An 18,772-nucleotide genomic window follows, 5' to 3' on the forward strand; every position below is an offset into this window, starting at 1 on the left:
GGGGTTCCCCCGCCCTGCTACTTCTTGCCGCCCTTGGGCTTGCTGCCAAAGCTCGGCACCTTGCGCACCGCCTTGGCCTTGGGCTTGCTGTCGTCTTCCTCGAACCAGCGCCCCAGGTGGATATTGCCCTTGCCGCCGCTCTTCGCAGCGCCCGCACCGGGGATCAGCTTCTGCTTGGGCTTTTTCGGTTTCTTCAGCACCTGGCCACCGACTGCCGTTAGCGGCACACGGTGGTCTGGAATGAAGTCTGGTTCATCGACGCGCTTGATCAGTTGCTGGGTCAGATTCTCGATCGCTGCCAGTTGATCCACCTCGTCGGCGCAGACCAGGGAGATCGCCTCGCCCGTGCTGCCGGCGCGGCCGGTGCGGCCAATGCGGTGCACGTAGTCTTCGGCGTTGATCGGCAGGTCGAGGTTGACCACCAGCGGCAGATCGTCGATGTCCAAGCCGCGCGCGGCCACGTCGGTGGCCACCAGAACCTGCACCTCACCGGCCTTGAAGCGCTCCAGCGCGCGCAGGCGGCTGGGCTGCGGCTTGTCGCCGTGGATCGAGTCGGCAGCCACGCCCATGGCCAGCAGTTCCTGTTCGAGCTGATCGACGCCCTTGCGCGTCTTGGCGAACACCAGCACCTGGCCCCAGCGCTTGACCTGCAACAGGTGCAGGAACAGCTCGGATTTGCGCTTCTTATCCACCGGGATCAGCCACTGCTTGACGGTCTTGGCCGCTGCGTTGCGCGGGCTGACTTCCACCGACAGCGGGTCGCGCAGCAGCTCGCCCGCCATCTGCCGGATGGCATCGGAGAAGGTGGCGGAGAACAGCAGGGTCTGGCGCTTTTTCGGCAGCGCGCTGAACAGCTCGTCCAGCTCGCGGGCGAAGCCCAGATCGAGCATGCGGTCGGCCTCATCGAGGATCAGCGTCTGCAACTGGGAAAACTTCACCGCGTTCTGCCGGTACAGGTCGAGCAGCCGACCCGGTGTGGCCACCAGCACATCGACGCCCTTGCGCAGCCTCATCATCTGCGGGTTGATGCTAACCCCGCCGTACACCGCGTAGCTACTCAGCGGCAGGTGCTGACCGTAACTGAGGAAGCTCTGCAACACCTGCTCGGCCAGTTCACGGGTCGGCGTCAGCACCAGCGCACGCACGCTGTTGCTGGCGACCTGGGGGCCTTCCAGGGTCAGACGCTGCAGCAGCGGCAGGGCAAAACCGGCGGTCTTACCAGTGCCGGTCTGCGCCGCGGCCATCAGGTCGCGGCCCTTGAGCACGGCGGGGATGGCCTGGCTCTGCACCGGGGTCGGGGTTTGGTAGTCGAGATCGGCGAGGGTGCGCAGCAGCGGCTCGATCAAACCGAGGGAGGCGAAGGTCATGGGGCAACCAGAGAGGCAATGGAAACAGTCGCGCAGTTTACCCGTTCTCACCATTCGTAGGAGCGGCCGGGCGGCATTGCGTTTCAGCCGCGCAATTGCCGCACCCGGCAACAAACGCCCCGCACAACACGAAACCGTGGGAGGGGTTTTAGCCGCGACAGAAGCTCGCCGCTAAAGCGCCTCCCACAAGGGTTAGCGCCTGCGTCGCTGGGCGGCATTGCGTTTCAGCCGCGCAATTGCCGCGCCCGGCAACAAACGCCCCGCACAACACGAATCCGTGGGAGGGGCTTTAGCCGCGACAGAAGCTCGCCGCTAAAGCGCCTCCCACAAGGGCTAGCGCTTGCGTCGCTGGGCGGCATTGCGTTTCAGCCGCGCAATTGCCGCGCCCGGCAACAAACGCCCCGCACAACACGAAACCGTGGGAGGGGCTTTAGCCGCGACAGAAGCTCGCCGCTAAAGCGCCTCCCACAAGGGTTAGCGCCTGCGTCGCTGGGCGGCATTGCGTTTCAGCCGCGCAATTGCCGCGCCCGGCAACAAACGCCCCGCACTACACGAAACCGTGGGAGGGGCTTTAGCCGAGAAGCTCGTCGCTAAAGAGCCTCCCACAAGGGTTAGCGCCTGCGTCGCTGGGCGGGCTACGCGGGTTGTGTTGCGGCCAATAGCGCCCGCACCTTGGCTGCCGACAGGTTCTGCAACTGACAGAGAAAGGCGTGATCAGCCAGGGCGCAGCCATGGCGGTCGCGCAGCAGGTCGAACAGGTGCAACGTCAGGTTGGCCGCCATTTCGGCATCGGCCAGGGCGCGGTGGGCACGGCCCGTGTCCGGCAAACCGGCCCAGGCATTGAGGTTGCCCAGCTTGTGGCTCGGCGCCTCCGGCAACAGGCGCCGTGACAACAGCAACGAGCAGGCGAACGGCTGCGAGCGGCTACGTTGCACGCGGGCCAGTTCGGCATCCCAGAACTTCTGGTCGAAGGCGGCGTTATGCGCCAGCAAGGGGCGCTCACCGATAAAGTCGGCCACCTCGTTCATCACCTGTTCCGATGGCGGCGCCTTGCGCAGCATGGCGTTGCTGATGCCGGTCAGGTCTTCGATGAACGGCGGCACCCAGGCACCGCTGTACATCAGGCTCTGGTAGCGGTCGACGATGCGCCCGCCTTCGATGATCGCCACGCCGATTTCGGTGGCGCGCGCCTGGGTCGGCGATACACCGGTGGTTTCGAAGTCGATGACGGCAATGGATTCCACGGGCACCTCAGTGATTGCACAACGGCGGCTCGCCCTTGCGGGCAGTACAGGCTGATGGCGCGACCATCACCTACGCAGGGCCCTGGCCAGCCGAAAAGCAGAGCTTCGACTGCAGGGCACCACGGCGGTTCAGGCTGCGCGGGCGTCACTGTACCGTTTTCAGCATAGCTCGGCGTGCTCTGACGGGGATTTGTCTGAGCAATCCTGCCGCAAACCGCTGGTCAATGCCCTTGCCAGACCGCCAGCAGATCGGCCGATTGCATAACCAGCCCCAGGTGCAACGAGACCATGCTGAAGGCCGCAGACTCCAGGTGCTCGTCGGTGCCGCGCACCAGATCACGCAGGACGATGACGCGGTAGTTGAGGTTGGCCGCCTCGAAAGCGCTGTTGAGCACGCAGCAGTCGGCGAAGCCGCCATTGAACACCAGGGTGTCGATGCGTTGGTTGCGCAGCAGAAAGTCCAGGTCGGTGGGGTAGAAGGCCGACAACCGACGCTTGTTGGAAACCGTCAGATCACCCGGCTCGATCTGCGTCAGCCACTCGGTCCAGCGTGAGCCCTCCAGGGCATGCTCGGCATGGTTGGGGATCGCGCCGACATGCAGGGGGAAGGTGCGCCGCCAGGCCGAGGGAATGCCGCCGAGGTCGTCCGAGCCATCGGCGCGCAACACCGAGCGCACATGCACGATACGCACGCCGAGAGCCCGCGCCTGCGCATGGAAGGCATCGACCAGCGCCACCAGCTCGCGCGCCCGTGGCGCTGGGCAGGGGCAGTCCGGGGAGTCGTCGAGGTGGCCGCGATGCAGGTCGATGGAGATGACCGCCGTGCGGCTGGGGTCGAGGTAGTCGGCAAATTCGGCGGCCTCGATCTCACGGGGGCGCTCATACACGAACGTACGCATTACGCTCTCCTGAGTCAGTTCAACGGCGCTCTTCACGCACATAGGGTTCACCGAGCGCGCCGGGCTGGTCGCCCTGGCCTCGGCCAGACAGGGCCACCCAAATCATCACGCCGAGAGTCACCGCGTAGGGCGTCATCAGCACGAAATACTGCGGCAGGCGCACGCCGGTGGCCGCCAACTGCGGAATCAGGGCCTCGATGCAACCGAACAGCACCGCCCCCGCCAGCGCCTTCCACGGCGACCAGCGGGCGAAGATCACCAACGCCACGGCGATCCAGCCACGCCCGCCGCTCATGTCGGCAATCCACATCTTGGTGCTCAGCACGGCGATATAGCCCCCGGCCAGGCCAACCAGCGCCGCACCGGCCATGATCGCCAGAAAGCGATAGGTCATCACCGAGATGCCCGCGGCATCGGCGGCCTGCGGGTTCTCGCCCACGGCGCGCAGGCGCAGGCCACTGGTGCTGCGGTTGAGATACCAGACCACAGCGCCGAACAGCGGCACGGTCAGGTACACCATCAGGTTCTGCTGGAACAGCTTGCCCACCAGCGGCAGCTCCGACAGCGGCCACAGCGCCAGCGGCGGCAAGCCCTGCACCGGGCGGTTGGTCCATTCCAGCAAGGTGCCGAGCAGGCTGGTCAGGCCCAGGCAGAAAAACACCAGTGTCAGCCCGGCAATCACCTGATTGATACGCAGCACAATCACCATCAGCGCGAACAACACCGAGACCAGCGCGGCAGCGGCCATCGCAGCCAGCAAGGATAATCCCGGCAGGCCAAAATGCAGTTGCGCGCCGATAGCCGCCAACGCGCCCGTCAGCATCAGCCCCTCGGCGCCAAGCGCCAGCACCCCGGCGCGTTCGGTGATGATCAGCCCCAGCGCGGCCAGGGCGTATGGCACGGCGAAATCCGGCATGTTGCCAAGCCAGTTGAGGATCAGGTCCATCAGCTTTCCCTCCCCTGCGTGCGGCGCAGGCGATGACGGATGAAGAAGTCCGAGCCGGCCACGCATATAACGATCAGCGCCTGGATCAACTGCACCATGGAGAACGGGATCTGGTAGAACACCTGCAAGTTGCGCCCGGCAACGAACAAGGTGGCCACCAGCAGCGCCACCACCACCGCCGCCAGCGGGTTGTTGCGCGCCAGAAAGGCGATGAGGATGCCGGAGAAGCCATAGCCCTGGTAGAACGCCTGGGTCAGCCGCCCTTCCTGCCCGGCGGCAACCACGAAGCCCGCCAGCCCGGCCATCGCCCCGGAAAACAGCACGGTGCCGACGATCACCTTGGCCACCGGCACGCCGTTGGCCTCGGCCACTTTCGGCGAGGCATCGACAAAGCGCAGGTACAGCCCCACCCGGCACACACCGACAAACCACCAGGCCAGCAGCGCCACGCCGATGGCCATGGGGATGGCAAAGCTGTAGCCATCGAAGAAATCCGGCAAGCGCTCGAAGGGGCGGTACTGCGGCGAATAGGGAAAGGCGTCGCGCGGGTCCTTCCAACTGCCGTAGACCAGATGCAGGAGGAAGTTGGCGGCGATGTAATTGAGCATCAGCGTCGAGATGATCTCGTTGACCTTGAGCTTGAGTTTCAGCAGCACCGGCGCCAGCGCCCAGGCCAGACCACCGAGCGCAGCGGCCAGCATCATCAACGGCAGGCGGGTCGCTGGCGGGCCGATCTCGAACAGCGAAATCGCCGTGGCGGCGATGCCGCCCCAAATCATCTGACCCTCCAGCCCGAGGTTCCAGAACCGCGCGCGAAAGGCCAGGCAGCCGGCCAGGGCGACCATGACAATCGGCGCCGCCTGAAACAGCACGGCCTTGAGGCTGGCGACATCGAACAGGGTTTGCATGACCAGTTCGTTGAACAGCTCGCCCCCCGGCACGCCGACGGCAATCAGGATCGCCGCCGACAGGCCAAGGCCGATCAACAGGGCGAGCGCCAGGATCAGCGCCTGCCAGGGCCAGGCCATCTGCTGGCGCACCTCCACGGTATAGCGCCGACTGACCAGCGGTTCGCGCAAGCGCTGGGCCGGTGTTGCAGTCACCTCGGCGTTGACGCCGGACATCTCAGGCATGGTTCACCATCGCTTTGCCTATGGCCTGGCGGTCTGCCGGGCATTGAAATTCCGCCACGATGCGCCCGCCGCTCATCACCCCGATGCGGTCGGCCAGGCTCATCACTTCATCCAGGTCTTCGCTGATCAGCAGCACCGCCGCCCCGGCATCGCGCGCGGCCAACAGGCGCTGATGCACGGCGGCGCCAGCACGCACGTCCAGGCCGCGATTGGGGCTGTGCGCCAGCACCACCTGGGGATTGCGAGAAAACTCGCGGGCGATCACCAGCTTCTGCGCGTTGCCACCGGAGAGCAGCGCCGCCTTCTGCTTGGCGTTGCGCACGCCCTGCACATCGAACTGCGCCACCGCCTCGGCCAGGTCGTCACGCGCCTGGCGCTCGCGCACCCGCCAGAACGAGCCGTAGCGCCCGGCCTGAATCTGGCCGATGGCGAAGTTGTCGGTGATCGACAAGTCCGCCGCCAGCGCCAGGCCGTAGCGATCCGCCGGGATGACGGCGATGCGCAGCGCGCGGCGCTGGCTGCCGCTGGCGTGGCGCAAATCGCCGAAACCCTGCAGATGAATCTCGCCCTCGTAAGCCTCGGGCATGCCCATGAGGATGCTGGCCAGCTCGCCCTGGCCGTTGCCGCCGACGCCGGCAATGGCGTAGATCTCGCCATCGCGCAGGCTCAGTTCGACGCCATCGAGCACACGCCGACCGCCGCGCTCGGGCGAGCGCAGGCCGCGAATGGCAATGCGTTCGGCGCCGACAGACTGCGCGCGCTGGGCGTCGAGCTGCGGCAGCGACTCGCCCACCGTCAGGCGAATCAACTCCTGCACCGCCACCTCGGAAGGCAGCAGCGTTTGCAGGGTACGCCCGCCGCGCATCACCGTAACGCGGTCGGCGAAGCGTTTGACGTCGGCCATGCGGTGGGTGACCAGCACCACCGCCGCGCCCTGCCGGGCCAGGGCCTGCACCGTGCTCAGCAGGCGCTCACCCTCCTGGTCGGTGAGCACGGCGGTAGGTTCATCGAGGATGAGGATGTTGGCACCGGCGAGCAGCACCTTGAGGATTTCCACGCGCTGCTGCTCGGCAATCGACAGCGTTTCGACCTTGCGCTGCGGATCGATGAGGAAACCGATCTCGGCAGCCTTGGCGACAATCCGTGCACTGACCTCGGCCAGGCGCTGGCGATGGCTGCCTGGGCCGGGCGGCAGCCCGAGCAGAATGTTCTCGGCCACGCTGAACGGACGCACCAGCTTGAAGTGCTGGTGCACCATGCCGATACGATGACGCGCGGCATCGGCCGGGCCCTTGAGCCGCACCGGGTTATCGTCGATCAACAGCTCGCCGAACTCCGGCGCATAAAGCCCGGCGGCGACGTTCATCAGGGTCGATTTACCCGCGCCGTTTTCACCGAGCAAGGCATGCACCTCACCCCATTTGAGGGTGAAGTCGGCCTCGCTCAGTGCCTTGAAACCATCGAACGTCTTGCTGACGCCGATGAGCTGGAGTGCATTCACAGCGTGCTCCCACAGAACAACGGTTGGCAAAGTCGGCACCACGCCTGAAGCGTTCAGTCGGCGCGGGAGGCGCTTTAGCCGGCGATTGTCGCGGCTAAAGCCCCTCCTACAGGCGATCACAACGGCGGGGTGTGCCGACGTGAATCACTTCTGCGTGATGACGCCATCGACGTACCAATCCATCTGCCACAGGGCCGGGTCGGACAGCACCTCACCGGCGGGCACGCGCTCCTTGCCGTCACGATCGTTCAGCGGCCCGGCGTAGATCTGCTTGCCTGCGAGAATCGCCTTGCGCTCGGCCTCGATCTTGGCCTTGGCTGCGGCGGGCAGCTCGACCTGGCCGAAATCGATGTCGCCGCCGCCTTCGGCCATGCTCATGAAGGCGCCGTAGGGGCTGGGCTTCCAGCCACCGGCGATGATCTTCTTCACCTCCGGCACGAGGAAGCGATCCCAGGTCCACACCGCCGAGCAGATGGTCGCCTTGGGCGCGAACTGCGACAGATCGCGGTGGTGGCCGGTGGCATAGACGCCGCGTTCCTGGGCGACGATCTGCGGCGTCGGGGTATCAACATGCTGGCCGATCACGTCGGCGCCCTGGTCGATCAGCGCCATGGCGGCGGCGCGCTCCTTGACCGGATCATTCCAGGCGCCGGTGTAAATCACCGTGGTGGTGGCCTTGGGGTTCATCTGCTTGGCGCCCATCTCGTAGGCGTTGACCGTCCAGTTCACCACGCCGAACGGGTTGGCCGCGACGAAGCCCAGCTTGCCGCTCTTGGACATGGCCCCAGCGGCCATGCCGCACAAATAGTGCGTCTCGTAGCTGCGCCCGTAGAAGGACTCCAGGTTATGCCCGTTGGTGGTGCCCGAGCCGTTGAGGAAGGCCACATCCGGGTACTTCTCGGCCAGTTCCTTGAAGGTGTCGGAATAGCCGAAGGCGGTGCCGATGACGATATTCGCGCCACGGGCGATGAAGCGCTCGACCGCCGGTTTGATCGCCGAGGCGCTCTCCGGCACCTGCTCGACGAACTGGATCTTCTGCCCCAGCTCGCTCTCCATCTGCGTTCTGGCCGTCTCGAAGGCTTGCGTCCAGCCACCATCGTTGCGCGGGCCGAAGAGGATCATGGCGATCTTCGGATCGGTTTTCAGGGTGAAGCCATCATCAGCCAGGGCAGCGCCCGCACAACTGAACATCAGCGCCGCGCAGGCCGTCTTGCGAAACCATCCTTTAAGCATGGTGAATCTCTCCGTTCAGAGCATGTAGTTGATGCGAAACACGTTGCCCTCGGGGTCGAGGAGTACCGCCTGGAACCAGTTGTAATAGGTCAGATAAGGCGCCTTGATCAGCGTCGCCCCGGCCTCGACCGCGTGCGGCACCAGGCGCTCGACATCGGCCTGGCTGTCGACGTCGATGTTGAGCAAGAACTTCACCCCACGGGTGTCGGCGTAGTCGCTCAGGTGCAGTAGTTCGTAGGCATCCAGGGCGTTGAAGCCCAGGCTTGACTTGCCGGTGTCCAGGCCACGGAAGATCGGCGAGCGGATCGCCTCGATCTCGGCGAAACCGAACACCTGTTGGTAGAAACCCGAAAGCGCGACCACATCGCGGGCGAACACGTTGACGTAGGAGAGCGTGCTCACGCGGCATCCTCCGCCACACCCTTGCCGAAGGTGGTCTGCTTGACGAACTTCGAGCGCAGGTGGTCGCCAGAACTGATCGCCGCGTGCCTGGCCGTCTCGCCCGCGCCCAGGCAACTGGGCAGGCACTCGACCATGGCGTCGTAGTTGGGCTGGTGGAAGAACACCAGCGATTGGCGGCGCGCGTTGCTCGGTGCCTCCAGCTCGGGGACGATCACCCGGTGCACGGTGGAGATCCAGCGGTCGTTGGTCCACTGCATCATCAGATCGCCAATGTTCACCGCGAAACCGTCTTCGATGAAGGGCACGTCGATCCACTCACCGGCCTGGTTGCGAGCCTGCAAACCTGGCGAATCGGGCTTCACGATGGTCATGCTGCCGTAGTCGCTGTGCGGGCTGGCGCGGTACTGGCCGTCTTCGGCCGGCTGGGTCAGCGGCGGGTAGCTGAGCACGCGGAACATGCTGATATGGCGGTCGACCTTGTCGTCGAAGTAGTGCTCCGGCAGCTCCAGGGCGAGGGCGAAAATCCGCATCATGTGCAGAGTCAGCTCGCTCATGGCGGCGAAATACTGCTCGTAGGCCTGGCGGAAATCGTCCATGCCCTCGGGCCATACGTTGGGGGCGAAATGCGGGCCGGCCTCAATGCCGGTGAAGTACGGCGTATCCGGCACCTGGCACGGGCCAACCGAGAACGACTCCTTGAGATCACCTGGCGCCGCCTCGCCCGTGCTGTAGGCCAGGCTCTCCTCGGCCACGGCGGAGAAGCCGCGCACCTGATCCGGGCGTGGCCGGTCGACCTTGCGCTTGGCCTCCAGCGGCAGCGCGAAGAAGGCTTCGGAGAGGCGCGTTACACGCTCGATCAGCTCGCTGGGGATACGGTGATTCTTGATGATCAGAAAACCGATATCACGACAGGCTTGATCCACTGCCTTGGCGACTGCCTGCTTCCCATCCTGGGTACCTTGGAAATACGGTTCAAGATCGATAACGGGCACATAAGACAGCGTCATGTCCTTCTCCATCGCTTGAGTGGAAAACGTCGATTGGCAGCCGTTTATTTATGTGGGGCTCATGGCAAGCCCCAAGCGAGGTCGTGCGGGTGTTTTCTAATAATTGGCTGGCAGTTGAGGAGCAACCGGCGTGCCAGTTTTTGACCATTTGGACAAATGTTAAAACCCTATATTTTTCAATGACATGCGATGTATGCGGGGAGATTCGCCGAGCGCCTTCGCGCACCGTCCTGGCGCTCGCCCGCACCAAAGCAAAACCGCGCCAGTTATGACTGATGAGTCAGGCGCGGGCCCTTTCATCAACCCAAGCGGTGATAGGCACGGCGGAAGTACACCAGGCCGCTTTCAGCCGCGCCGTTGCGAATGGCGATCACCTCGCAATAGAGCACGTCGTGGGTGCCCACCAGGCTGGCATCACGCACCCGGCAATCGAACGACACCAGCGCCTCATCGAGCATCGGCGAGCCGCTCAGGCCAACGCTCCAGGCCGCTGCGGCAAAGCGCTCGGCCATCGGCGTCTTGCCACCGAACAAGTTGGACAGGCCGTCCTGCCCGGCGGCCAGCACGTTCACGCACAGCACCCGGTTACGCTCGAAAGCCTGATACACCGAGGCGCCACGGTTGAGGCAAACCAGCAGTGTCGGCGGCTCATCGGTGACGCTGCACACCGCCGAGGCGGTGAAGCCCGCGCGCCCGGCAGGGCCGTCGGTGGTAATCACGTTGACCGCCGCACCCAGGCGCGACATGGCCTCGCGATAGTCCTGCTTGAGTACGGTCTGGCAGGCCAGCACATCAGGGCTGAACGAAGAAGATGAAGTCAGCATCATGGTGGATACCCTCTGCCTCCTGACGAGGCGTGACGGTTCAAAGCAATTGGCAGGCGTCGTCGAAGCTCAGGCGCGGCAGACGCTCGTAGAGTTTTTCCGGGTTGCCGTGACCGAGATTGATCAGCAGATTGCTGGCCCAGGTGCTGCCGCTGAAGAAGACTTCATCGAGCAGCGCAGCGTTGAAGCCGGACATCGGCCCGCAGTCGAGGCCCAGCGCCCGCGCCGCCATGATCAGGTAAGCCGCCTGCATGGAACTGTTGCGCAGCGCGGTCTGCTCGGCGAACGCCGGGCTGGAGGTGAACCAACTGCGCGCATCGGCATGCGGGAACAACTCCGGCAGTTTTTCGTAGAAGGCCTTGTCGTAGGCGACGATCACCGTCACCGGCGCGCTCATGGTTTTCTCCAGGTTGCCGGACGACAGGCACGGCTTGAGCTTCGCCTTCGCCTCGGGCGTGCGCAGAAAAACCAAGCGTGCAGGCGAGCAGTTGGCCGAGGTTGGCCCCATCCGCACCAGGTCGTAGAGCTGGCGCAGCGCGTCATCGCTGACCGGCTGATCGAGCCAGGCGTTGTGGGTGCGCGCATCGATGAACAATTGATCGAAGGCAGAAGGGTCGAGCGTCATCATCTATCTCCAGAAATCTCAGGGGCCGGGGCCAGCAGGAAGGCCAGTAGCTCGGCGTCGAATTGGGCGTGCTCGGTGATGTTGCAGGCGTGCCCGCCAAAATCGCGCAGACTCAGCCGCGCATTGGGCAGGCCTGCTGCCAACTGGCGCGATTGCGTCCAGGGCACCAGCACGTCATCACGGCTGGCCATGACCAGAGTTGCGCAGCCGATACGCGGCAACTGCGCGAGGATGTCGAAGGCACGCAGCGCCGCGATACGCCGCAGCGTGTTGGCCTCACCGGGAAAATGCGCCAGCGCATGCTCAAGCTCGCGCTGCACGCGCGCCTCGTTCTCCAGCAGCCACACCGGCGGGTAGAGAAAGATCGGCTGCGCCGCGACATAGGCTGCCGCGCCGCTGCACTTGAGCAGCTCGATACGCGCCTCGAAGCAGCGCGCGCTGTGCGAGTTGGGCGTCGCCCAGGCATTGATCGGCACCAGGCGGCGAATCAGCTCGGGGCGTTGCAACGCCACTTGCAGGCCGACCAGGCCGCCAAGGGCATGCCCGACGAAGTCGCAATGCTCGATGCCCAGCTCATCGACCAGCGCCAGCACATCCTCGGCCATATCGGCGATGCTGTAGCCGTCGGGCAGCTCGGCGGGGCTACGCCCGGTGCCGCGCTGGTCATAGCTGATGACGCGAAAATGCTCGCTCAGCGCAGGCAGGTTAGGCGCCCAGTAAGCGCCCGAACCGCCAAGCCCGGACGACAGCAACAGCGTGGGCGCGCCCGCATCCTGGCGCCCATGAATCTCGTAATGCATACGAACCTCCGAGGCGCGCCCTCGCCTGGCGGGCGAAGGCTGCGCCTGCGCGCGTCAGCCAACGTGAGCGATGCTGGCGATCTCGACCAGCGCATCGGGCTTCACCAGGCCGCACTGGATGCAGTAGCGCGCGGGCTTCTCGCCGGGGAAATACTCGGCGTAGACGGCATTGATGGCCGCGTAGTTGGCCCAGTCGGTAATCATGATCATGTTGAAGGTCACGTCATCCATAGTGCCGCCCGCCTCCTCGACGACACCCTTGATGGTTTCCAGCACATGGCGCGCCTGCGCGGCGGCATCGCCGACATGCACCACGTTGTTGTCCTTGTCGAACGGCAGGGTGCCGGAGACATAGAGCACGCCATCGGCCAGCGAGCCGGGGACGAACGGTGCGATGGGTTTAGCGGTTCCAGCGGGGATTACGGATTGTTTGGGCATGGCAAGGCATCCTAGTTTTCTAATTGGGGTCAAGCGAGTTCAAGCGCTGTGCAGCGCGCTACAAAAGGCATCCACCGAGGACACCCAGCCGAAGAAGGTTTCGATGTTGAACAGCGCAGCCTCGTGCGCCGCACGCGGCCCGGCCTGATGGCAGGCGTCTTCGAGCACCACGCCGAAGTATTCGAGGAAGAAGCCATCACGCAGCGTGGACTCCACGCAGACATTGGTGGCGATGCCGGTGAACACCAGATTGCGAATGCCACGGGCGCGCAAGGTGCTGTCCAGCGGCGTGTTGAAGAAGCCGCTGTAGCGCGACTTGGGCATGACGATATCGCCAGGCTCGGGCTTGAGCTGATCGACCAGGTCATAGTCCCAGGTGCCCTTGGCCAGCAGCGTGCCCTGCAACTGCGGATTGCGACGCATGGTCTTGAGCGCGTTGGATTTGTACCAGTTGGGCGAGCCCGGCCCACCGGCCTCAACGTAGTCCTTGTCCCAGCCATTCTGGAAGAAAATCACCTGAATACCGGCGGCACGCGCCGCCGCAATAGCCACCTGGATGCGCTCGATCACCGGCCCGGTGGCGCTGACGTCGAAGCCCGCCTTGTCCAGATAACCGCCGAGGGTGGAATAGGCGTTTTGCATATCCACCACGATCAGCGCCGTCTCACTCGGGCGCAACTGCAATGCCTCGGGGCGCGCCGACAGAATCACCGCCGCCCCATCAGTGCTGGCCGCGGCATAACCGGCCACAGTCATCTCGCTCATCAGGCGCTCTCCTTCACCGCATCGATATGGCGGCGGCTTTTCATCAGCGGCTGGATACGCTTGCCGAACTGCTCGACGCCTTCGATAAAGTCGTCGAAGGTCAGCATCGCGCCTTCGGTGCCCGGCACCTCGGCCACTTCGTCGAGCATCCGCGCCACCTGCTCATAGGAGCCAACCAGGGTGCCCATGTTGATATTCACCGCCGAGGTCGGGTCGGACATCTGCCGCACATTGGTGTCGCTGCCGGAACGGGTGTCGACAGCCGCCTGCTCACCCAGCCACTTGAGCGCCTCGGTATCGGCACCGGCCTTGTAGTGCTCCCACTTGGCCCGCGCGGCCTCTTCGGTTTCATCGGCAATCACCATGAACAGCACGCAGGAGGTGACGTGGCGCCCGGTCTTCTCGGTGGCGGCCAGCAAGCGCTCGGTCGCCGGGGCGAAGGCCTTGGGCGTGTTCACGCCTTTGCCGAAGCAGAAGTTGTAGTCGGCGTACTGCGCCGAGAAGGCCATACCGGCATCGGAAGAACCGGCGCAGATGATCTTCATATCGGCCTGCGGAATCGGGCTGACGCGGCAGTCTTCCATCTGGAAATACTCGCCCTTCAGATCGCTATGGCCGGTGGCCCACAAATCGCGCAGCACCTGAGCGTACTCGCCGAGGTACTCGTAGCGGGTGGAGAAAAACTCATCGCCCGGCCACATGCCCATCTGCGAATACTCCGGGCGCTGCCAGCCGGTAACCAGGTTGACGCCAAAGCGACCACCGGAAATGGAATCGATGGTCGAGGCCATGCGCGCAACAATGGCTGGCGGCAGAGTCAGGGTCGCCGCCGTGGCAAAAAGCTGAATGCGACTGGTGACAGCGGCCAGACCTGCCATCAAGGTGAAAGACTCCAGGTTGTGCTCCCAGAACTCGGTCTTCCCGCCAAAGCCACGCAGCTTGATCATCGACAGCGCGAAGTCGAAACCGTAGTGCTCGGCGCGCTGCACGATGCGCTTGTTGAGCTCGAAGGTCGGCATGTACTGCGGGGCATTTTCCGAAATCAGCCAGCCGTTGTTGCCAATGGGAATAAAGATTCCAATATTCATGATGACTCCAATTTCTACGCATTTCGCAAAAAATGCCGACACATTGCCGACACGTTTATTCAAACCTCACTGAAATACGCTGAGCATGGAGCGTGCCAAGAATGCAAAGTGCTTAGGAATCAGGCGCTTGCAGAAAAACTCAGAATTAGAGCAGACCATTTGGTCTAACCTAGAGCACCTAGTTTGTGCACCGTGCACGACAACGAGGCAGCCATGCCCCACGCGGCCAATACACTGGCAGCCGGGGCTGGCTCCAGCTAAGGTGGCGCCCTGCGTCAGCCGAGGAATGCTCATGAGCCCATCCGCGCCACCTGCCAACAAGGCCCGCCCAGCGGTCAAGCCGAAGACGCCGCGCGCCCCCAGCGCAGCCACCCTGGCGCGCCGTGAACGACAGATGGAAAGCAAGCGCGCAGCGATCAGTGAGGCAGCCATCGCGCTGTTCTCGCAGTTCGGCCTGCATGGCGTGAGCATCGACCAGATCGCCGCACGCGCCGACGTCTCCAAGACCAACCTGCTGTACTACTTCCCCAGCAAGGAAGAGTTGTACCTGCATGTACTCAAGCAGCTCCTGGGCGTCTGGCTGGCGCCGCTGCGAGCCCTGAGCGTGGAGATGGAGCCGCTGGCGGCCATCCGCGAGTACATCCGCCTGAAGCTGGAACTGTCGCGTGACCATCCCGCCGCCTCGCGCCTGTTCTGCCTGGAAATCATCCAGGGCGCGCCTTTGCTGCGCGGCGAGCTGGAACACGAACTGCGCGATCTGGTACAGGAAAAACACGCGATGATCGCGCGCTGGGTCGCGCAAGGTAGCCTGGCAGCCATCGACCCGTACCACCTGATCTTTACCCTATGGGCGACCACACAGCACTACGCCGACTTCCGCGTGCAGATCGAGTCGATCACCGGCCGCACGCTGGAAGACCCCGCGTTCTTTCAGCAAGTGCTAGAGAGCCTGCAGACCATGCTGCTCGACGGCATTCGCCCGCGACACTGAACCACCCCACTCAACCGGGTGGATGACGCTTTTTCATCAACCACAACACAAACGCCATGGCCCGTATACCAGCGCCACCAGCTCGCTATCGCGCCTCTCAACCGTAGGGTGGATGACGCTTTTTTCATCCACCACAGAGCAAACGCCACAGCTCTTATGCAAGCGCCACCAGCCTGATAGCGTTCAGTGATTTCTCAGCAGCAACTCACCCTCGATGGGCACGTACAGGCTGGCGGCGCGAATCAGCGACTGCGCGGTAAGCCCCGGCACACCAAAAGCGATGGCACTGGCACCACGACTGCGCACCCGTTCGAGCAACAGATCGAAGTCACCATCGCCCGAAGCCAACACGATTTCGTCGACCCGCTCGGCAGCATCGAGCACATCGATAGTGATGCCCACGTCCCAATCGCCCTTGGCCGAACCATCGCTGCGCTGGATATAAGGCTTGAGCTTCACGGTAAAACCGAGCTTGCGCAGAATCTGCTGGAACTGCTGCTGCTTGGCATCACCACGGTCGATAGCGTATGCGTAAGCCTCGACAATCACCCCACGGCGGCTGACCTCGGCCCACAGCACGCTGTAATCGAAGTGACAGCCATAGACCTGGCGCACCGTGTAATAGAGGTTCTGCACATCGGCGAATACGGCGATCTTCTTCACCGGGAGTCCTCATGGGCAACGAAGGCGCCAGTATGCCAGAGCCGCGCGCAGGATGCGGCCAAGGCTGGCCGCCCCGCGTGCCAGCCCCTATCCTAGACAGCATGACGCCACGTTCAGGCCTGCTGTTTTAGCGTCGCTCAGCAGCCTCCTTACGCCCTCGACTGCCCTGGCGAACGGCCACAGAGCCCGCGCCACAACTTTTGGTGACCTGCCGATGACTCCGCTGTCCGTCCTACGCGACGCCTGGTATTTCTCCCGCAACAACCTGCTGGCCATCGCCAGCTTGACCCTGCCTTTGCTGGTGCTCGAAGCCACCGCCCAGGTGCTGCTGGCCGCCCAGCTCGGCGCGGGCGCCAACCCGGCCTACGGCATTTTGCTCGGCATCCTGTTCTACCCACTGTATGCCGGGCCGCTGATTCTCTTTCTGCACGCACGCAGCAACGGGCAAGCGCCCGGCAACGCCCAGTTGCTCGCTGCCGGTTTGCAACTGTGGCCGCGCTTCGCCCTGCTGGCCGGCATCAGCACCCTGGCGATCATGCTCGGCCTGTCACTGATGATCGTACCGGGCATCTGGGTAATGGTGCGCCTGGCCTTCGCCGAGCTGGTTCTGGTGCTGCATCAGGAAACGCCGCTACGCGCTCTGCAGGCCAGCGTGACAATGACCGCAGGGCGCTTCTGGCCGGTGCTGACCTGCCTGCTCAGCGTACTGGCGCCGCTGTGGTTACTGGACGCCTTGACGACGCCCCCACCGAGCCAAACCCTGCTCTGGGTGATACAACAAAGCGTCAGCGGTTTCCTCCAGCTATTCGCCCTAATCGTGCTGTTTCGCCTGTTTATGCTGTTTGAGACGCAGCAGAACCGGGCTTAGGTGTAATGCTGTTTGCTTAGACGGGGCAGCATTGCGAAGCACAGGGCAAAGAGGAGCAGGTTTATTAACCCGCATCACAGGCATGCAAAAAATAAATCTGTCATTTCATGCCACCTCTTCACCGTCACCTTTCACCCCTACATCGACTTACGAGAGCATTCCATTCACACCATGCGGATAAGCAACCTTTGCGTTGATGGGTTTGCCCAAGACGTTCAGGTAGTGCGTGGAGGCAGCGTCGAGCCCTAGAGCGTTACGTACGGCCATCCACAGTGGATGACGCCCCATCTTTGGCCCGCAGGTTGCTAAATGCAGAGTGGGCCGGACGTGGCGCACCTAAATGTAAGTGCCGTAACTCATCCATTAAGGCACTCCAAAGCCAAGGGCCACCCTTTTCCAGCACCTCCGCACGCAGAGACGCCTCCTTACTCGGATGCGTGTGCCTGACGCCCCAAGCAGCCATATGCGCTACTAAAGGTACAAGCTGTATTGCTGCTTCCGTGAGGCTGTAGATTCCCTTCTGCTGATGGTTCGGATCCGGTGACTTCGTCAATAGGCCACACGCGGTCAGATTCTTAAGTCGGCTTGCGAGGATGTTCGTGGCAATACCTTCTGGGTTTTGCTCCAGCAGTGCGCCGTAACTGCGTCTGTTCTCGAACATGACATCGCGGATAACAATCAGGCTCCATCGATCGCCAATCTGTTCAAGCGTCAGGTTGATCGGGCAGCCCGACCGTCTTGTTTGCTGCACAGCAAATCTCCTTCAGATTTATACTTGCATTATGCAAGCGGTAGGATTACGATTTCAACCGCTTGCACTATGCAAGCGTAAATTACGCTTCGGAGCATCACTTATAGATTGATGCCCCTGGCTGGTGATCGCGATCACTCTGAACGCTTGCTAGGGCGACATTGGCGACTCTCAAGACGAGTTGGCCTGTTGAAAACACTTACCCCTGTAATCACAAGAACTGCTTGGAAAACACTATGAACCTGTCCACGATCTCTTCGCGCACATTGCTTGCTCTATCATTAGCATTAGCAGGCACCTTCGCTGCAACAGCACCAGCTCAAGCGGCGGCACCGCTGCAGCACCAGCAGGTTCCAGGCTTCTATCGCACCATGCTCGGTGATTACGAGGTTACTGCCCTCTATGATGGCGGCGGTACCATCGACTCAAACCTCCTGAAAGGTGACCCTGCACTCATCCAGTCCCTTTTGGCTCGCTCCTTTCAAAACGATCCCAAGCACGTTTCGGCTACCGTCCAAGGTTTTCTCGTCAATACTGGATCTAAACTCGTCCTCATCGATACCGGCACGGGTGGCCACTGGGGGCCTTCTACTTTGGGCAAGTTAGTTAAAAATTTGAAAGCTTCTGGCTACAAGCCGGAGCAGGTTGATTTGGTACTGCTGACTCATCTTCACGGCGACCATGCTGGCGGTATTTACAAAGACGACACTCGCGTTTTTCCAAACGCGACCGTGATGATGAAGAAGGCGGACGCTGACTTCTGGCTGTCAAAGGAAATCATGGCCAAAGCCCCTGAAGAGGCAAAAATCTTCTTCCAAATCGCACAGGCTGGTTCCGCGCCTTATATCGCTGCAGGTAAATGGAAGCCATACGAAGGAATGGATGAGATCGTCCCAGGTATCGCACCGTATGCCATTCCCGGCCACACGCCTGGTCACACTGGCTACATGATTTCCTCAAAGGGCCAGTCGCTGCTCGTCTGGGGCGACGTTGCTCATGTTGGCGCCGTCCAGATGCCACATCCGGAAGTAGGTATTGCGTTCGATTCTGACAGCGCAACGGCTATCAAAACTCGCGAAGCCCTTCTGGTGAAACTCGCTGCGGACAAAACGATGATTGCCGCAGCCCACATGCCGTTCCCTGGCCTGGGCCGTCTTCGCAAGGCTGACAACAGCGCGGGCTACGAATGGGTACCGACGACTTTCCTCGACTTGGAGTGAACTAATC

20 protein-coding genes are annotated in these 18,772 nt (G+C 63.0%); 3 read left to right on the top strand and 17 right to left on the bottom strand.

Features of this window, described 5'->3' with window-relative positions:
* Positions 1–17 precede the first annotated feature (17 nt).
* The 15 genes from AERO9A_RS19495 to rutA all read right to left on the bottom strand — a co-directional run bounded on the left by AERO9A_RS19495 (position 18) and on the right by rutA (position 14,272).
* Entirely contained in the window at positions 18–1,367 is a 1,350-nt protein-coding gene (locus tag AERO9A_RS19495) for a DEAD/DEAH box helicase (RefSeq protein WP_159973561.1), read from the bottom strand.
* Positions 1,368–2,002: 635 nt separating this feature from the next.
* The gene (locus AERO9A_RS19500; RefSeq protein ID WP_159973562.1) at positions 2,003–2,611 is read right to left on the bottom strand and encodes a PolC-type DNA polymerase III; all 609 of its coding nucleotides are present in this window, start codon (positions 2,609–2,611) and stop codon (positions 2,003–2,005) included.
* Positions 2,612–2,832: 221 nt separating this feature from the next.
* Positions 2,833–3,510: a cysteine hydrolase family protein gene (locus AERO9A_RS19505; protein WP_159973563.1), complete on the bottom strand. Its 678-nt coding sequence runs from the start codon at positions 3,508–3,510 to the stop codon at positions 2,833–2,835.
* A 19-nt stretch (positions 3,511–3,529) separates the two neighbouring features.
* The gene (locus AERO9A_RS19510) at positions 3,530–4,456 is read right to left on the bottom strand and encodes an ABC transporter permease (RefSeq protein WP_159973564.1); all 927 of its coding nucleotides are present in this window, start codon (positions 4,454–4,456) and stop codon (positions 3,530–3,532) included.
* Positions 4,456–5,580 carry an ABC transporter permease gene (locus tag AERO9A_RS19515; RefSeq protein WP_159974110.1) on the bottom strand — a complete coding sequence of 375 codons (1,125 nt, stop codon included), beginning with the start codon at positions 5,578–5,580 and terminating at the stop codon, positions 4,456–4,458. Before AERO9A_RS19515 ends, AERO9A_RS19510 begins: the two co-directional genes overlap by 1 nt.
* Position 5,581: 1 nt before the next feature.
* Positions 5,582–7,090, bottom strand: a complete 1,509-nt coding sequence (locus tag AERO9A_RS19520) for an ABC transporter ATP-binding protein (protein WP_159973565.1) — start codon at positions 7,088–7,090, stop codon at positions 5,582–5,584.
* Between the two features lie 144 nt (positions 7,091–7,234).
* On the bottom strand, positions 7,235–8,323 hold the full coding sequence (locus tag AERO9A_RS19525; protein WP_159973566.1) for a BMP family ABC transporter substrate-binding protein: 1,089 nt from the start codon (positions 8,321–8,323) through the stop codon (positions 7,235–7,237).
* Between the two features lie 15 nt (positions 8,324–8,338).
* A complete protein-coding gene (locus AERO9A_RS19530; protein WP_159973567.1) occupies positions 8,339–8,725 on the bottom strand; it encodes a VOC family protein in 387 nt (128 codons plus the stop codon).
* Positions 8,722–9,732: an isopenicillin N synthase family oxygenase gene (locus AERO9A_RS19535; protein WP_159973568.1), complete on the bottom strand. Its 1,011-nt coding sequence runs from the start codon at positions 9,730–9,732 to the stop codon at positions 8,722–8,724. The genes AERO9A_RS19530 and AERO9A_RS19535 overlap by 4 nt, the downstream gene beginning before the upstream one ends.
* A 299-nt stretch (positions 9,733–10,031) precedes the next feature.
* Complete coding sequence (rutF, locus tag AERO9A_RS19540) at positions 10,032–10,559, bottom strand: NADH-dependent FMN reductase RutF (RefSeq protein ID WP_159973569.1); 528 nt, start codon at positions 10,557–10,559, stop codon at positions 10,032–10,034.
* A 37-nt stretch (positions 10,560–10,596) separates the two neighbouring features.
* On the bottom strand, positions 10,597–11,181 hold the full coding sequence (locus AERO9A_RS19545; protein WP_159973570.1) for a malonic semialdehyde reductase: 585 nt from the start codon (positions 11,179–11,181) through the stop codon (positions 10,597–10,599).
* Positions 11,181–11,981 (bottom strand): pyrimidine utilization protein D, encoded by an 801-nt coding sequence (gene rutD / locus AERO9A_RS19550; protein WP_159973571.1) that lies wholly within the window; start codon positions 11,979–11,981, stop codon positions 11,181–11,183. The genes AERO9A_RS19545 and rutD overlap by 1 nt, the downstream gene beginning before the upstream one ends.
* Positions 11,982–12,035: 54 nt before the next feature.
* A complete protein-coding gene (gene rutC / locus AERO9A_RS19555; protein WP_159973572.1) occupies positions 12,036–12,419 on the bottom strand; it encodes a pyrimidine utilization protein C in 384 nt (127 codons plus the stop codon).
* A gap of 39 nt (positions 12,420–12,458) precedes the next feature.
* Positions 12,459–13,184, bottom strand: coding sequence for a pyrimidine utilization protein B (rutB, locus tag AERO9A_RS19560; protein ID WP_159973573.1), 726 nt, complete (start codon positions 13,182–13,184; stop codon positions 12,459–12,461).
* Positions 13,184–14,272 carry a pyrimidine utilization protein A gene (gene rutA, locus AERO9A_RS19565; RefSeq protein WP_159973574.1) on the bottom strand — a complete coding sequence of 363 codons (1,089 nt, stop codon included), beginning with the start codon at positions 14,270–14,272 and terminating at the stop codon, positions 13,184–13,186. Before rutA ends, rutB begins: the two co-directional genes overlap by 1 nt.
* A 286-nt stretch (positions 14,273–14,558) precedes the next feature.
* Between rutA and rutR the strand changes: the two genes are divergently transcribed.
* Complete coding sequence (gene rutR, locus AERO9A_RS19570; protein WP_372239688.1) at positions 14,559–15,263, top strand: HTH-type transcriptional regulator RutR; 705 nt, start codon at positions 14,559–14,561, stop codon at positions 15,261–15,263.
* Positions 15,264–15,446: 183 nt separating this feature from the next.
* Here the strand turns inward: rutR and AERO9A_RS19575 are convergent, their stop codons facing one another.
* Positions 15,447–15,926, bottom strand: coding sequence for an NYN domain-containing protein (locus AERO9A_RS19575; RefSeq protein ID WP_159973576.1), 480 nt, complete (start codon positions 15,924–15,926; stop codon positions 15,447–15,449).
* A 214-nt stretch (positions 15,927–16,140) separates the two neighbouring features.
* Between AERO9A_RS19575 and AERO9A_RS19580 the strand changes: the two genes are divergently transcribed.
* Positions 16,141–16,794, top strand: a complete 654-nt coding sequence (locus tag AERO9A_RS19580; RefSeq protein WP_159973577.1) for a YciC family protein — start codon at positions 16,141–16,143, stop codon at positions 16,792–16,794.
* A 253-nt stretch (positions 16,795–17,047) separates the two neighbouring features.
* On the opposite strand, the gene AERO9A_RS19585 is transcribed toward AERO9A_RS19580, so the two are convergent.
* A complete protein-coding gene (locus AERO9A_RS19585) occupies positions 17,048–17,545 on the bottom strand; it encodes a helix-turn-helix domain-containing protein (RefSeq protein ID WP_159973578.1) in 498 nt (165 codons plus the stop codon).
* A 236-nt stretch (positions 17,546–17,781) separates the two neighbouring features.
* Here AERO9A_RS19585 and AERO9A_RS19590 point away from each other — a divergent pair, with 236 nt between their 5' ends.
* Entirely contained in the window at positions 17,782–18,765 is a 984-nt protein-coding gene (locus AERO9A_RS19590) for an MBL fold metallo-hydrolase (RefSeq protein WP_159973579.1), read from the top strand.
* The last annotated feature ends 7 nt before the right edge of the window (positions 18,766–18,772 follow it).

It is taken from the genome of Pseudomonas sp. 8Z (assembly GCF_902506535.1).
GTDB lineage: Bacteria > Pseudomonadota > Gammaproteobacteria > Pseudomonadales > Pseudomonadaceae > Aquipseudomonas.